The 13,576-nt window shown below is 65.5% G+C and carries 17 protein-coding genes; 15 read left to right on the top strand and 2 right to left on the bottom strand.

What is annotated here, in order from left to right; all coding sequences use genetic code 11:
- Positions 1-34: 34 nt before the first annotated feature.
- Together D7006_RS15365 and D7006_RS15360 are read right to left on the bottom strand one after the other, a co-directional pair.
- Positions 35-313, bottom strand: coding sequence for a ribbon-helix-helix domain-containing protein (locus D7006_RS15365; RefSeq protein WP_169122770.1), 279 nt, complete (start codon positions 311-313; stop codon positions 35-37).
- Positions 294-488, bottom strand: coding sequence for a DUF4169 family protein (locus tag D7006_RS15360; RefSeq protein WP_229647000.1), 195 nt, complete (start codon positions 486-488; stop codon positions 294-296). Before D7006_RS15360 ends, D7006_RS15365 begins: the two co-directional genes overlap by 20 nt.
- A 267-nt stretch (positions 489-755) precedes the next feature.
- On the opposite strand from D7006_RS15360, the gene fumC reads away from it, so the two are divergent.
- The 15 genes from fumC to D7006_RS15285 all read left to right on the top strand — a co-directional run bounded on the left by fumC (position 756) and on the right by D7006_RS15285 (position 13,569).
- Entirely contained in the window at positions 756-2,144 is a 1,389-nt protein-coding gene (gene fumC, locus D7006_RS15355; protein WP_237353641.1) for a class II fumarate hydratase, read from the top strand.
- 106 nt (positions 2,145-2,250) lie between these two features.
- Positions 2,251-2,850: a ParB-like protein gene (locus D7006_RS15350; protein WP_237353640.1), complete on the top strand. Its 600-nt coding sequence runs from the start codon at positions 2,251-2,253 to the stop codon at positions 2,848-2,850.
- A 95-nt stretch (positions 2,851-2,945) separates the two neighbouring features.
- The gene (locus D7006_RS15345) at positions 2,946-3,557 is read left to right on the top strand and encodes a LemA family protein (protein WP_169122767.1); all 612 of its coding nucleotides are present in this window, start codon (positions 2,946-2,948) and stop codon (positions 3,555-3,557) included.
- A gap of 16 nt (positions 3,558-3,573) precedes the next feature.
- Positions 3,574-4,428 carry a YgcG family protein gene (locus D7006_RS15340; protein ID WP_237353639.1) on the top strand — a complete coding sequence of 285 codons (855 nt, stop codon included), beginning with the start codon at positions 3,574-3,576 and terminating at the stop codon, positions 4,426-4,428.
- A gap of 73 nt (positions 4,429-4,501) precedes the next feature.
- Positions 4,502-5,164, top strand: a complete 663-nt coding sequence (locus D7006_RS15335) for a TPM domain-containing protein (protein WP_237353638.1) — start codon at positions 4,502-4,504, stop codon at positions 5,162-5,164.
- 92 nt (positions 5,165-5,256) lie between these two features.
- Positions 5,257-5,640, top strand: coding sequence for a hypothetical protein (locus tag D7006_RS15330; protein WP_237353637.1), 384 nt, complete (start codon positions 5,257-5,259; stop codon positions 5,638-5,640).
- A 150-nt stretch (positions 5,641-5,790) separates the two neighbouring features.
- On the top strand, positions 5,791-6,774 hold the full coding sequence (locus D7006_RS15325; RefSeq protein ID WP_169122764.1) for a malate dehydrogenase: 984 nt from the start codon (positions 5,791-5,793) through the stop codon (positions 6,772-6,774).
- Positions 6,775-7,313: 539 nt separating this feature from the next.
- Positions 7,314-7,685 (top strand): 30S ribosomal protein S12, encoded by a 372-nt coding sequence (gene rpsL / locus D7006_RS15320; protein ID WP_012113697.1) that lies wholly within the window; start codon positions 7,314-7,316, stop codon positions 7,683-7,685.
- Between the two features lie 17 nt (positions 7,686-7,702).
- Entirely contained in the window at positions 7,703-8,173 is a 471-nt protein-coding gene (rpsG, locus tag D7006_RS15315) for a 30S ribosomal protein S7 (protein ID WP_024278437.1), read from the top strand.
- A gap of 17 nt (positions 8,174-8,190) precedes the next feature.
- A complete protein-coding gene (gene fusA, locus D7006_RS15310) occupies positions 8,191-10,266 on the top strand; it encodes an elongation factor G (RefSeq protein WP_169122763.1) in 2,076 nt (691 codons plus the stop codon).
- 65 nt (positions 10,267-10,331) lie between these two features.
- The gene (tuf, locus tag D7006_RS15305) at positions 10,332-11,522 is read left to right on the top strand and encodes an elongation factor Tu (RefSeq protein WP_229645841.1); all 1,191 of its coding nucleotides are present in this window, start codon (positions 10,332-10,334) and stop codon (positions 11,520-11,522) included.
- Between the two features lie 65 nt (positions 11,523-11,587).
- Complete coding sequence (gene rpsJ / locus D7006_RS15300) at positions 11,588-11,896, top strand: 30S ribosomal protein S10 (protein ID WP_012113701.1); 309 nt, start codon at positions 11,588-11,590, stop codon at positions 11,894-11,896.
- A gap of 22 nt (positions 11,897-11,918) precedes the next feature.
- Positions 11,919-12,647 carry a 50S ribosomal protein L3 gene (gene rplC, locus D7006_RS15295; protein ID WP_169124364.1) on the top strand — a complete coding sequence of 243 codons (729 nt, stop codon included), beginning with the start codon at positions 11,919-11,921 and terminating at the stop codon, positions 12,645-12,647.
- Positions 12,647-13,267 carry a 50S ribosomal protein L4 gene (gene rplD, locus D7006_RS15290; protein WP_237353636.1) on the top strand — a complete coding sequence of 207 codons (621 nt, stop codon included), beginning with the start codon at positions 12,647-12,649 and terminating at the stop codon, positions 13,265-13,267. Before rplC ends, rplD begins: the two co-directional genes overlap by 1 nt.
- Complete coding sequence (locus D7006_RS15285; protein WP_168458253.1) at positions 13,264-13,569, top strand: 50S ribosomal protein L23; 306 nt, start codon at positions 13,264-13,266, stop codon at positions 13,567-13,569. The genes rplD and D7006_RS15285 overlap by 4 nt, the downstream gene beginning before the upstream one ends.
- Positions 13,570-13,576: the final 7 nt, after the last annotated feature.

Genomic DNA, 13,576 nt, shown 5'->3' with positions numbered 1-13,576 from the left:
TCAGCTCAGTGCGCAGATAAGGTTGACCTCGCGCTTACGCAACGGGAGGGCTGGCGACCTGGAGACGTTCTCCTGCGGCCTGGGCGCGCGCCTGCGTGGCCGCGCCGCGATAATGGTCGAGCACGAACAGGCGGATGGCGGAGGAGAGATTCCCCTGCGACCGGCCGGAATCGATGGTCGCCACGAGATCGGACAGGGTAAGCCGGCGGCCGCTCGCAATCTCCTTCAGAGCCTCCCAGAAGGCATCCTCGAGACTGACGCTGGTCTTGTGCCCGGCGATGACGATGGATCTTTTAACCACGGGGCTTTTCATGTTCATCCCTCTCGGTCAGGGCGTGGCCCTCAAGGTGGCGCTCTTGTCGCGCGTGCTCGTCCGCTTGTTGCTGACGCTCAGCCTTGGTCCGACCGAATCGGATCCGATTTTGGCTGGCTGCCGCATCAGCCGCCTGACGGGCCCTCGCCTTGCGCGCCCGGTGAAGATTGACCACGTCGCCCAACGCTTGCCTCACCTTGCCGTCGGATTCCTCCGCGCCGACGGCAGATGATCTTCTGTACGGCCGGCGTCACGCGTCAGGCCACTTAGCCCGCCGAGGAATTTTACCTCATTGAGCACAGTCAAGATATGGCTAAATTCCAAGGAGGTAACATCCCTCCGATACCTCTCTGGAACTATTTTAGGGTAGCCCTGCGCCTCCCCCAGCGGGCGTGAGCTGTGCTAAGGACCCGCCCGCCCGCGTCTTAAGGAAAGGCCCGCCATGACCACCCGCACAGAGACCGACACATTCGGTCCCATCGAGGTTGAATCCGATCGCTACTGGGGCGCACAGGCGCAGCGCTCGCTCGGCAACTTCAAGATCGGCTGGGAGAAGCAGCCGCTGCCGGTGGTGCGCGCCCTCGGCATCGTCAAGCGTGCCGCCGCGGAAGTGAACCGCGATCTCGGCCGCCTCGATCCCAAGCTCGCCGAGACCATCGTCGCCGCCGCCCAGGAAGTGATCGAGGGCAAGCTCGACGCCCACTTTCCGCTGGCCGTCTGGCAGACCGGCTCCGGCACCCAGTCCAACATGAACGCCAATGAGGTGATCTCGAACCGGGCCATCGAAATGCTCGGCGGGGAGATGGGCTCCAAGAAGCCCGTGCATCCCAACGATCACGTCAATATGAGCCAGTCGTCCAACGACACCTACCCCACCGCCATGCACATCGCCTGCGCGGAGGAGATCGTCCACCGCCTGCTGCCGGCGCTGAAGCACCTGCACGGGGCGCTCGCCGCCAAGTCGGCCGAGTGGAAGGGCATCATCAAGATCGGCCGCACCCACACCCAGGATGCGACGCCCCTCACGCTGGGTCAGGAGTTCTCCGGCTACACCCAGCAGGTCGAGAATGGCATCAAGCGCATCGAGATGACGCTGCCGGCGCTCATGGAGCTGGCGCAGGGCGGCACCGCCGTGGGCACCGGCCTCAACGCCCCGGTCGGCTTCGCCGAGAAGGTGGCGGAGAAGATCGCCGGCATCACCGGCCTGCCCTTCACCTCGGCGCCGAACAAGTTCGAGGCGCTCGCCGCCCATGACGCCATGGTGTTCTCGCACAGCGCCATCAACACGGTGGCGGCCTCACTGTTCAAGATCGCCAACGATATCCGCCTGCTCGGCTCCGGCCCGCGCTCCGGCCTCGGCGAGCTGTCGCTGCCCGAGAACGAGCCCGGCTCCTCCATCATGCCGGGCAAGGTGAACCCCACCCAGTGCGAGGCGCTGACCCAGGTCTGCGTGCAGATCTTCGGCAACAACGCCGCGCTCACCTTCGCCGGCAGCCAGGGCCATTTCGAGCTCAACGTCTACAATCCGGTGATGGCCTACAACTTCCTCCAGTCTGTGCGCCTGATGTCCGACGCGGCCATCAGCTTCACCGACAATTGCGTGGTCGGCATCGAGGCCCGCGAGGACAACATCAAGGCGGCGCTGGAGCGCTCGCTGATGCTGGTCACCGCGCTCGCCCCGAAGATCGGCTACGACAACGCCGCCAAGATCGCCAAGACCGCGCACAAGAAGGGCACGACCCTGCGCGAGGAGGCCGTGGGCGGCGGCTACGTGACCAATGAAGAGTTCGACGAGGTGGTGCGGCCGGAGAAGATGATCTCTCCCGGCTGATCGATCCCCGATCATGGAAGCTTGGCGGCGGCACCCGGCACGGGTTGCCGCCGCCTTCGTTTTCGGGCCTGCTCCCGCCATGGCGGAAGCGGGCAGGGGAGAGCGAATGGCGGACCTCACCGAGATCGACATCGCGGCGCTCAACCCCACCCAGCTCACGCTCGGCTTGCAGGAGGTGGAGCGGCGCGCCACGCAGATGCGCAAGTTCTCCCGCCGCGAGCTGAGGGCGCTGAAGGAGAACCGGCCCGTGCCCTACGTCGTCGGGCCGAAGCGGCGATTCTACATGATCGACCACCACCATCTGTGCCGGGCGCTCATCGACATCGGCGACGAGACCGTGCTCCTCGGCGAGGCGCGAGCCGACTGGTCGGACCTCGACCTGAAGGCCTTCTGGCACCGCATGGAAGCCGAGGGCCTGTGCTGGCCCATCGACGTGGACGGCAACCGCCGCCCCTGCCTGAAGATCCCCCGCCACGTCAGCGAGCTCACCGACAACCCGTGGCGCACGCTCGCCCGCGGCGTGCGCGGGAAGGCCTATGCCAATGAGGACACGCCGTTCCAGGAATTCATGTGGGGCAATTACTACCGCTCCTTCATGACCACGCGCCTGCTGGAAACTGACATCGCGCTGGCCGAAAAGCTTGCCATCAAGGTCTCGCTGCTCGACGAGGCGCAGGATCTGCCGGGCTATCTGGGCAAGGCGTGAGGATGGGGGCTCCGGATTGTACCGGAACCTTTCTCGACCTTTGCCGTGTTATAAGCACGCCGCAGCCGGGATGCGGCGACAGGGGAGGGGCCACCATGTCCATCGTGCTTCGTGAATTTGCCCGCCTGCGGGCGCCGCTTTTCGCCATGCTTGCCGCGCTGACGCTGGCGGGCTGCGGCATCAATGTGATTCCCACCGAGGAGGAGCGCGCCAAGGCGGCGTGGAGCGAGGTGCTGAACCAGTACCAGCGCCGCTCGGACCTCATTCCCAATCTGGTGGAAACCGTGAAGGGCTATGCCGCCCAGGAGAAGGACGTGCTGACCTCGGTGATCGAGGCGCGCGCCAAGGCCACCTCCATCCGGGTGGATGCCTCGACCATCACCAATCCCGAGCAGTTCAAGCAGTTCCAGGATGCGCAGGCGGGGCTGTCCTCGGCGCTGGGCCGGCTGATCGCGGTGTCGGAGGCCTATCCGGACCTGAAGTCCAACGCCAACTTCCTCGCCTTGCAATCGCAGATCGAGGGCACCGAGAACCGCATCGCCGTGGCACGGCGCGATTATATCGAGGCGGTGCGGGTCTATAACACCGAGCTGAAGACCTTCCCGGGGGCGCTTTGGGCCGCCACCCTCTATCGCGCCTACAAGCCCATGGAGACCTTCACCATCTCCGAGCAGCAGATGCAGGTGCCGAAGGTGAAGTTCAACTGAGCGGGGAGTGACGGCGATGGGCCACCAGATGGGCCGGCCGCGCGCCCTTGCGGTTCCCCGGCCGGCCACGCGCTTCGCGCTCGTGCTGGCCGGGCTTCTGGCGCTGTGCCTTGCCGTCGCGTCCGTCGCCGTCGCGCCCGCATGGGCTGAGCTGACCTTCCCGCCCCTCACCGGGCGGGTGGTGGATGCCGCCCATGTGCTCGACGCCGGCACCCTCGCTGCGCTGGATGCCAAGCTCGCGGCGCAGGAGGCGAAGGCCAGCGACCAATTGGTGGTGGCCACCGTTCCCTCGCTGCAGGGCACCTCCATCGAGGATTACGCCAACCGCCTGTTCCGCACCTGGCAGATCGGCCAGGCGAAGAAGAACAACGGCGTGCTCCTCCTCGTCGCCCCCAGCGAGCGCAAGGTGCGCATCGAGGTGGGCTACGGGCTCGAAGGCATCCTCACGGACGCGGTGTCGGCCACCATCATCCGCAACGCCATCGTGCCTGCCTTCAAGTCCGGCGACATGGCGGCCGGCATCGTGAAAGGCACGGACGCCATCCTCGAAATCCTCAACCTTGATCCGGACGAGGCGAAAGCGCGGGCGAAGAAGCTGGAATCCTCCGACTGGACCGAGGAGGAGGTGGACAACCTCATCTTCCTGGCGGTGATGGTCATCTTCATGGGCTTCATCATCTGGCGCGTCGTGCGCGGGGGCGGGCCGGGCGGCCCGGCGGCCCGCAGGAAGCGCGGCGGCGCGGTGGCCGGCGGTCCGATCTCGTGGGAATGGGGCACCGGCAGCTCCGGCTGGTCCGGTGGCTCTTCGGGCGGCGGCTGGTCAGGCGGCGGCGGCTCCTCCGGCGGGGGCGGCGCCTCGGGCGACTGGTAGTGCGGCCCGCCCTTGCGATTTTACCGTGCGCCTGCAAACTGCCGGTTCCGCCGGCGTAGGGTGAGAGCTTTCCGTGAACCAGCAATCCGCCACGACGACCACCACCGAGGATGCGGGCCGCTACGGCCTGCCGCAGCACGCGCTTCAGCGCATCGCCGAGGCGGTGACGCTGGCGGAAGCCAAGACGTCTGCCGAGATCCGGGTGGTGGTGACACGGGCGCCGCTGGTGCAGCACCCCTTCTTCTCCATCCTGTGGGCCTCGCTGGCGGCGCTGGTGCTGCCGTGGCTCATCGTGCTGGCCTATCCCATGTCGGCGCTCTCGGCGCTGGCGCTGCAGTCCATGCTGTTCGTCATCCTCGCTGCGGCGCTGCTGATGCCCGGAATGGCGGAGAAGGCGGTGCCCCGCCTCGCGCTCAAGGCGGCGGCGCGCAATGCGGCCATCGAGACCTTCCTGAGCTACGGCATTCCCCAGACGGCGGGGCGCACCGGCATCCTCATCTTCGCCGCGGCGCGCGAGCGGCTGGTGGAGGTGGTGGCCGATGACGCCACCCACGGCCCGCTGGGCGCTGCCGCCTGGCGCGACATCTGCGATGCGGTCGCCGCCCGCGCCCGGGAGGGAAGCCTCGCCGAGGGGCTTGTCGCCGGCGTCGAGAAGGCCGGCGACCTCCTCGCCGGCCCCCTCCCGCGCAAACCCGACGACCGCAACGAGATCCCCAACCATGTGGTGGTGCTGTAACGGCATCCGGCTCTTTGGTTGTCTTATTTCATAGGGCTCGTTTTAGTTGTATTGTCCGGCCCGGCCACCTTGAGGTGGTGGGGGAGGACATCATGCGGGTTATGGTCAATCCGGTGGACGCCAACGGTCAGCGCTACAGCATCACGCTGGAGAAGACGGCGGCCGACAAGGGCTTCATCCGCATCGATCCCGATGGGCCCAAGGACGTGACCATCATCAAGCTCTACGACCTGAGAGCCAGCGGGGCAGCCGCCATCCTCTGCCGAGGAGATGTGTCGGGCCCCGACGTCAACGTCGCTTGCCGCCTGCTGCCCGCCGAGGGGGAGACTCCGCCGCGGCTCCGTGTGGAGATCAGCGGCAGTCTCTTCAGGTTGTATGATGGCATTTACGACTACGGGGTCACGCCGGCAGAGTTCGAGAGCACGCTCGCCTTCCTCAAGGCCGCCGCCTTTCCGCCTGTCCCGGCCAACGTCTGAAAGGGAAGGCACCGGCCACAAGGCGCTTAGCCGAAGGTCGTGCGGCGCGGCCGATTGACGGGTGCGCGAGCGCCTTTCCATCGGCCGCGCCGCAGCATAGATTGCGCGCCCGAGCCTTCGGGGCTCATCCAAGGCAAAGGGCTTCCTCTCATGACCAAACCCGCCGTTCGCGTCGCAGTTACGGGCGCCGCCGGTCAGATTTGCTATTCTCTCCTTTTCCGCATCGCCAACGGCGACCTGTTCGGCAAGGATCAGCCGGTCATCCTCCAGCTTCTCGACCTCCCCCAGGCGCAGGGTGCGGTGAAGGGCGTGGTGATGGAGATCGAGGACTGCGCGTTCCCGAATTTCGCGGGCGTGGTCATCACCGACGATCCCAAGGTCGCCTTCAAGGACATCGACGCCGCGATTCTCGTGGGCGCCCGTCCGCGCTCGAAGGGCATGGAGCGCGCCGACCTCCTCTCCGCCAACGCCGAGATCTTCAAGGTCCAGGGCAAGGCGCTGAACGAGGTGGCCAAGCGCGACGTGAAGGTGCTGGTGGTCGGCAACCCCGCCAACACCAACGCCTACATCACCGCCAAGAGCGCCCCGGACCTGCCGGCCCGCAACATCACCGCCATGCTCCGCCTCGACCACAACCGCGCTTTGTCGCAGTTCGCGGCCAAGGCCGGCGTCGAGAGCAAGGACATCGAGAAGGTGGCGGTGTGGGGCAACCACTCCCCGACCATGTATGCCGACTACCGCTTCGCCACCGTGAAGGGCAAGCCGCTGCCGGAGCTCATCAACGATGAGACCTGGTATCGCGAGACCCTGCTGCCGACTGTCGGCAAGCGCGGCGCCGCCATCATCGAGGCCCGTGGCCTGTCGTCCGCGGCCTCCGCGGCCAACGCCGCCATCGACCACATGCATGACTGGATCCACGGCACCGCCGGCAAGTGGGTGTCCATGGGCGTAGCCTCCGACGGCTCCTATGGCGTGCCCGAGGGCATCGTTTTCGGCATGCCTGCCATCTGCACCGCGGGCGAGTATGAAGTGGTCCAGGGCCTGCCCATGGACGACTTCTCCAAGGCCCAGTTCGACAAGACCCTCAAGGAGCTGCTGGAAGAGCGCGACGGCGTCGCCGCCCTCCTCGGCTGATTCCTTTCAAGATCGCCCCTCCCGCGCCGCGGGAGGGGTCATTTGTTAAAAAAGAATGAATTACCGGCGGGGTGGGTGTGATTTACGGCTGCGGTCACGCCTTCGTAAGCCTCAAAGCCGCGTAATTACGGGAAAGTCAGGTCGATCCTTATTGACTGAACGCGACTCTCCGGTTAGAAGCAGCCCACTTTCGCGGCAGGCGGTCGGCGTCTGAGTGATTGTTCCCTTCGATTTCAGCGCTCCCAAGTGCTTGAAGGGCCGATCTTGAAGCCGAAACGCTGCCAGGAACAGCACTGCGATAACTTCAGGTGCATGATCGCGGCGCCGGCCGGGAAAAAAGCCCCGGTATAGCGCGCTGTGATCCTCTGTCGCGAGAAAGGCGTGTCTGCCCCCGTTTGGGCGGTGGACGGCGCCTTTCGTGTTCGTCGGTGCGAAGGGAATTCAGGCCCCCTCGGGGCCAGTCGTGGCGATCCTTCACAGGGGTCGTCGAAATGAAGGATGCGGCCAAGGCCGCAGATCAGGACGAGGCGAAGGCGTACATGCCGACGATCAACCAGCTGATCCGTAAGCCGCGCGAAGCGCAGAAGGCGCGCGACAAGGCGCCGGCGCTCCAGGCGAGCCCGCAGAAGCGCGGCGTTTGCACGCGCGTTTACACGACGACCCCGAAGAAGCCGAACTCGGCTCTTCGTAAGGTCGCCAAGGTGCGGCTCACCAACAGCTACGAAGTGATCGGCTACATCCCCGGTGAAGGTCACAACCTTCAGGAACACTCCGTGGTGATGATCCGTGGCGGCCGCGTGAAGGATCTTCCCGGCGTGCGCTACCACATTCTGCGTGGCGTGCTGGATACCCAGGGCGTGAAGAACCGCAAGCAGCGCCGTTCGAAGTACGGCGCGAAGCGGCCGAAGTGATAGTGAGGATCTGAACGATGTCCCGTCGTCACAAGGCCGAGCGCCGCGAAGTCATCCCGGACGCCAAGTATGGCTCGACCACCCTGTCGCGCTTCATGAATTCCGTCATGCGCGACGGCAAGAAGTCGGTTGCCGAAGGCATCGTCTATGGCGCCCTCGACGTGGTCGAGGCCAAGGCGAAGCACGATCCGGTCGAGGTCTTCATCCAGGCGCTCGAGAACGTTGCCCCCGCGGTGGAAGTTCGCTCCCGCCGCGTCGGTGGCGCGACCTACCAGGTTCCGGTCGAGGTGCGCACTGAGCGTCGCCAGACCCTCGCGATCCGCTGGCTCATCGCCTCGGCCCGCGCCCGCAACGAGAAGACCATGGTGGAGCGTCTCTCCGCCGAGTTGCTCGATGCTGCCAACAATCGCGGCTCCGCCGTGAAGAAGCGCGAAGATACGCACCGTATGGCGGAAGCCAACCGCGCGTTCTCGCATTACCGCTGGTGATCGGAGAGGACTGAGCGATGGCCCGTACTCACGCGATCGAGGACTACCGCAACTTCGGCATCATGGCCCACATTGATGCCGGCAAGACCACCACGACCGAGCGGATCCTCTATTACACCGGCAAGAGCCACAAGATCGGCGAAGTCCATGATGGCGCTGCCACCATGGACTGGATGACCCAGGAGCAGGAACGCGGCATCACCATCACGTCGGCCGCGACGACTGCTATCTGGCAGGGCAAGCGCCTGAACATCATCGACACCCCCGGGCACGTGGACTTCACCATCGAGGTGGAGCGTTCGCTCCGCGTGCTCGACGGCGCCGTGTGCGTGCTGGACGGCAACCAGGGCGTCGAGCCGCAGACCGAGACCGTGTGGCGCCAGGCGGACAAGTACAACGTGCCGCGCGTCGTGTTCGTCAACAAGATGGACAAGATCGGCGCCGACTTCTACCGCTGCGTCGAGATGATCGTGGACCGCGTCGCCGGCAACCCGGTGTGCTGCCAGCTTCCGATCGGCTCGGAGAGCAACTTCAAGGGCATCATCGACCTCGTCCGCATGAAGGCGGTCGTGTGGGAAGACGAAGCCCTCGGCGCGAAGTACCATGACGAGGAGATCCCCGCGGATCTCGCCGACAAGGCCGCCGAATACCGCAACAAGCTGGTGGAAGCCGCCGTCGAGCTCGACGACGACGCCATGGCTGCCTATCTCGACGGCACCGAGCCGGACGAGGCGACCCTCAAGCGCCTGATCCGCCTCGCCGTCATCGGCCGCAAGTTCAACCCCGTGTTCTGCGGCTCGGCCTTCAAGAACAAGGGCGTGCAGCCCCTGCTCGACGCGGTGGTGGACTATCTGCCGTCGCCGATCGATCGCGGCGCGATCAAGGGCATCGACTTCAAGACCGAGGAAGACACCGTGCGTCTTCCGTCGGACGACGAGCCGACCTCCGTGCTCGCGTTCAAGATCATGGACGACCCGTTCGTCGGCACCATCACCTTCTGCCGCGTCTATGCCGGCAAGATGGAAACCGGCATGGGCCTGCTCAACTCCACCCGCGACAAGCGTGAGCGCGTCGGGCGGATGCTGCTGATGCATGCCAACAACCGGGAAGACATCAAGGAAGCCTATGCGGGCGACATCGTCGCTCTCGCCGGCCTCAAGGATGTGCGCACCGGCGATACCCTCTGCGATCCGGCCAAGGCTGTGATCCTGGAGAAGATGGAATTCCCCGAGCCGGTCATCGAGATCGCGATCGAGCCGAAGTCCAAGGCCGACCAGGAGAAGCTGGGCATTGCCCTGTCCAAGCTGGCTGCCGAGGATCCGTCCTTCCGCGTGTCGACCGACTTTGAGAGCGGCCAGACCATCCTCAAGGGGATGGGCGAACTGCACCTCGACATCAAGGTCGACATCCTGAAGCGCACCTACAAGGTCGATGCCAACATCGGCGCTCCGCAGGTCGCCTATCGTGAGACCCTCACGAAGAAGACCGAGGTGGACTACACCCACAAGAAGCAGACCGGTGGTACCGGCCAGTTCGCGCGGGTGAAGTTCACGGTGGAGCCGAACGAGGCCGGCAAGGGCTTCTCGTTCGAGAGCGCCATCGTCGGCGGCGCGGTGCCGAAGGAGTACATCCCGGGCGTCCAGAAGGGCCTCGAGAGTGTGCTTGGCGCCGGCGTGCTGGCGGGCTTCCCGGTGGTGGACGTCAAGGTGACGCTCACCGACGGCGCGTTCCACGAAGTGGACTCGTCGGCCCTGGCGTTCGAGATCGCGTCCCGTGCGGCGTTCCGCGAGGCCCTGCAGAAGGGCACCTCGGTGCTGCTGGAGCCGATCATGAAGGTCGAGGTGGTGACCCCGGAAGACTATACCGGCTCGGTCATCGGCGACCTGAACTCCCGTCGTGGCCAGATTCAGGGCCAGGACATGCGTGGCAACGCCAACGTCATCAACGCGATGGTGCCGCTCGCCAACATGTTCGGCTACGTGAACACCCTGCGCTCCTTCAGCCAGGGGCGTGCCACCTTCACCATGCAGTTCGACCACTACGAGCAGGTGCCGTCGAACGTCGCTCAGGAGGTTCAGGCCAAGTACGCGTGATCGCGTTGGCCTGAACCCCACTTCACCCTTTCTGATCACGCCAGAGAGACCCAACGGAGAGTCCCATGGCCAAAGAGAAGTTCAACCGCTCGAAGCCGCACTGCAACATCGGCACGATCGGTCACGTTGATCACGGCAAGACGTCGCTGACGGCTGCGATCACGAAGATTCTTGCGGAGTCCGGCGGCGCGACGTTCACGGCGTACGACCAGATCGACAAGGCGCCGGAAGAGAAGGCGCGCGGCATCACGATCTCCACGGCACACGTGGAGTACGAGACCAACAACCGCCACTACGCGCACGTCGACTGCCCCGGGCACGCCGACTACGTGAAGAACATGATCACCGGCGCGGCGCAGATGGACGGCGCGATCCTGGTGGTGTCCGCCGCCGACGGCCCGATGCCGCAGACCCGCGAGCACATCCTGCTCGCCCGTCAGGTCGGCGTTCCGGCGCTGGTGGTGTTCCTGAACAAGTGCGACATGGTCGACGATCCGGAGCTCCTCGAGCTCGTGGAGATGGAGGTGCGCGAGCTCCTCTCGAAGTACGACTTCCCCGGCGACGACATCCCGATCATCCGCGGCTCGGCGCTGGTTGCGCTCGAGAACGGCGATCCGGCGCTCGGCCGTGACGCGGTGCTGAAGCTGATGGAGGCGGTCGACGCCTACATCCCGCAGCCCGAGCGTCCCATCGACCTGCCGTTCCTGATGCCGATCGAGGACGTGTTCTCGATCTCCGGCCGCGGCACCGTGGTGACCGGCCGTGTCGAGCGCGGCATCATCAAGGTCGGCGAGGAAGTCGAGATCGTCGGCATCCGCCCGACCGTCAAGACGACCGTGACCGGCGTCGAGATGTTCCGCAAGCTGCTCGACCAGGGCCAGGCTGGCGACAATGTCGGCATCCTGCTGCGCGGCACCAAGCGTGAGGACGTGGAGCGTGGCCAGGTCGTGTGCAAGCCGGGTTCGGTGAAGCCGCACACGAAGTTCAAGGCCGAGGCGTACATCCTGACGAAGGAAGAGGGCGGCCGCCACACGCCGTTCTTCACCAACTACCGCCCGCAGTTCTACTTCCGCACGACGGACGTGACCGGCGTGTGCACGCTGCCCGAAGGCACCGAGATGGTGATGCCGGGCGACAACGTGTCGATGGACGTGCACCTGATCGTTCCGATCGCCATGGAGGAGAAGCTGCGCTTCGCCATCCGTGAAGGCGGCCGCACCGTCGGCGCCGGCGTCGTCGCCGCCATCATCGAGTGATCAACAAGAACGAAACGCGCTGCGCACCGGCGTGCGCGTTTCCTCTTCCTGGAGCCAATTGAGCCATGAACGGCCAGAACATTCGAATTCGCCTGAAGGCGTTCGATCACCGCATCCTCGATGCGTCGACGCGCGAGATCGTCGCCACGGCCAAGCGCACGGGTGCGCAGGTGCGCGGCCCGATCCCGCTGCCCACGCGGATCGAGAAGTTCACCGTCAACCGTTCGCCTCACATCGACAAGAAGTCGCGTGAGCAGTTCGAGATGCGCACCCACAAGCGCCTGCTCGATATCGTCGATCCGACGCCCCAGACGGTGGACGCGCTGATGAAGCTCGACCTCGCCGCCGGCGTTGACGTCGAAATCAAGCTCTGACGTGGTGCGAGGAGACACGACCATGCGGTCAGGCGTCATCGCCCAGAAGGTCGGCATGACCCGCATCTTCACCGATGCTGGCGAGCACGTGCCGGTCACTGTGCTGAAGGTTGAGAGCTGCCAGGTGGTTGCCCACCGCACGCTCGACAAGAATGGCTACGTCGCGGTCCAGCTCGGTGCTGGCCGTCGCAAGCCCAAGAACGTGACCCGCGCCGAGCGCGGCCACTTCGCCGTGGCTCAGGTCGAGCCCAAGCGGAAGATGGCCGAGTTCCGCGTGCCGGAAGACGGGCTCATCCCCGTCGGTGCCGAGATCACCGCTGACCACTTCGTCGTGGGCCAGTATGTGGACGTCACCGGCACCACCATCGGCAAGGGCTTCGCCGGCGGCATGAAGCGCCACAACTTCGGTGGTCTTCGCGCCTCGCACGGCGTCTCCATCTCGCATCGTTCGATCGGTTCGACCGGCGGTCGTCAGGACCCCGGCAAGACCTTCAAGAACAAGAAGATGCCTGGCCACATGGGTGACGTCACCGTCACCACCCAGAACCTGAAGGTCGTGATGACCGACGTCGAGCGCGGCCTCATCGCCGTCGAAGGCGCCGTTCCCGGCCACGCGGGTGGCTGGATCACCGTTCGCGACGCCGTGAAGAAGAAGCTGCCCGCCGAGGCCCCCAAGCCCGGCGCGTTCAAGCTCGGCAACGGTTCGGATGCGGCTCCCGCCGCTGAAGCCGCCAATGAGGAGGGCGCGTGATGGAACTCACCGTCAAGACGCTCGACGGCTCCGAAGCCGGCTCCGTGATCCTGTCGGACGAGATCTTCGGTCTCGAGCCGCGCGCGGACATCCTGCATCGTTGCGTGACCTGGCAGCTCTCGCGCCGCCAGGCCGGGACGCACCGCACCAAGGGCCGTTCGGAAATCAACCGCACGTCCAAGAAGCTGTACAAGCAGAAGGGCACCGGCAACGCCCGTCACGGCGCCGCGTCCGCTCCGCAGTTCCGCGGCGGCGGTCGTGCCTTCGGCCCGGTGGTGCGTTCGCACGCCATCGACCTGCCGAAGAAGGTCCGTGCCCTCGCGCTGAAGCATGCGCTGTCGTCGAAGGCGAAGGCCGAGCAGATCATCGTGCTCGACACCGCCAACCTGGCCGATCCGAAGACCAAGGCGCTCAAGGAGCGGCTTGAGAAGCTCGGCATCTCGTCCGTTCTCTTCGTGGACGGCGCCCAGGTGGAGCAGAACATCGCGCTCGCGGCGCGCAACCTGCCCTACGTGGACGTGCTGCCCATCCAGGGCATCAACGTCTATGACATCCTGCGCCGCGACACCCTGGTCCTGACCAAGGCCGCCGTGGACGCGCTGGAGGCGCGCTTCAAATGAGCACGCGCAACATCGAACCGCGTCATTACGACGTGATCGTCTCGCCCGTCATCACCGAGAAGGCGACGACCGCGAGCGAGCAGAACAAGGTTGTCTTCAACGTCGCGAAGACCGCTTCCAAGCCTTCCATCAAGGAAGCCGTGGAGAAGCTTTTCGACGTGAAGGTCAAGAGCGTGAACACGCTGGTCCGTAAGGGCAAGACGAAGATCTTCAAGGGCCGCAAGGGCGTCCAGAGCGACGTCAAGAAGGCGGTCGTGACCCTCGAAGAGGGCCAGAAGATCGACATCACCACGGGCCTCTGAGAGCCGA

Origin of the sequence: Xanthobacter sp. YC-JY1, from assembly GCF_021730305.1 — a bacterium.
Classification (GTDB): Bacteria; Pseudomonadota; Alphaproteobacteria; order Rhizobiales; family Xanthobacteraceae; genus Xanthobacter; species Xanthobacter flavus.
This window is presented reverse-complemented; position numbering and strand designations above follow the sequence as displayed.

Bases quoted from the DNA above. Each gene is read 5' to 3' on its own strand.
- D7006_RS15365 (WP_169122770.1), bottom strand. From the start codon at position 313: ATGAAAAGCCCCGTGGTTAAAAGATCCATCGTCATCGCCGGGCACAAG.
- fumC (WP_237353641.1), top strand. From the start codon at position 756: ATGACCACCCGCACAGAGACCGACACATTCGGTCCCATCGAGGTTGAA.
- D7006_RS15350 (WP_237353640.1), top strand. From the start codon at position 2,251: ATGGCGGACCTCACCGAGATCGACATCGCGGCGCTCAACCCCACCCAG.
- D7006_RS15345 (WP_169122767.1), top strand. From the start codon at position 2,946: ATGTCCATCGTGCTTCGTGAATTTGCCCGCCTGCGGGCGCCGCTTTTC.
- D7006_RS15340 (WP_237353639.1), top strand. From the start codon at position 3,574: ATGGGCCACCAGATGGGCCGGCCGCGCGCCCTTGCGGTTCCCCGGCCG.
- D7006_RS15330 (WP_237353637.1), top strand. From the start codon at position 5,257: ATGCGGGTTATGGTCAATCCGGTGGACGCCAACGGTCAGCGCTACAGC.
- D7006_RS15325 (WP_169122764.1), top strand. From the start codon at position 5,791: ATGACCAAACCCGCCGTTCGCGTCGCAGTTACGGGCGCCGCCGGTCAG.
- rpsL (WP_012113697.1), top strand. From the start codon at position 7,314: ATGCCGACGATCAACCAGCTGATCCGTAAGCCGCGCGAAGCGCAGAAG.
- rpsG (WP_024278437.1), top strand. From the start codon at position 7,703: ATGTCCCGTCGTCACAAGGCCGAGCGCCGCGAAGTCATCCCGGACGCC.
- fusA (WP_169122763.1), top strand. From the start codon at position 8,191: ATGGCCCGTACTCACGCGATCGAGGACTACCGCAACTTCGGCATCATG.
- tuf (WP_229645841.1), top strand. From the start codon at position 10,332: ATGGCCAAAGAGAAGTTCAACCGCTCGAAGCCGCACTGCAACATCGGC.
- rpsJ (WP_012113701.1), top strand. From the start codon at position 11,588: ATGAACGGCCAGAACATTCGAATTCGCCTGAAGGCGTTCGATCACCGC.
- rplC (WP_169124364.1), top strand. From the start codon at position 11,919: ATGCGGTCAGGCGTCATCGCCCAGAAGGTCGGCATGACCCGCATCTTC.
- rplD (WP_237353636.1), top strand. From the start codon at position 12,647: ATGGAACTCACCGTCAAGACGCTCGACGGCTCCGAAGCCGGCTCCGTG.
- D7006_RS15285 (WP_168458253.1), top strand. From the start codon at position 13,264: ATGAGCACGCGCAACATCGAACCGCGTCATTACGACGTGATCGTCTCG.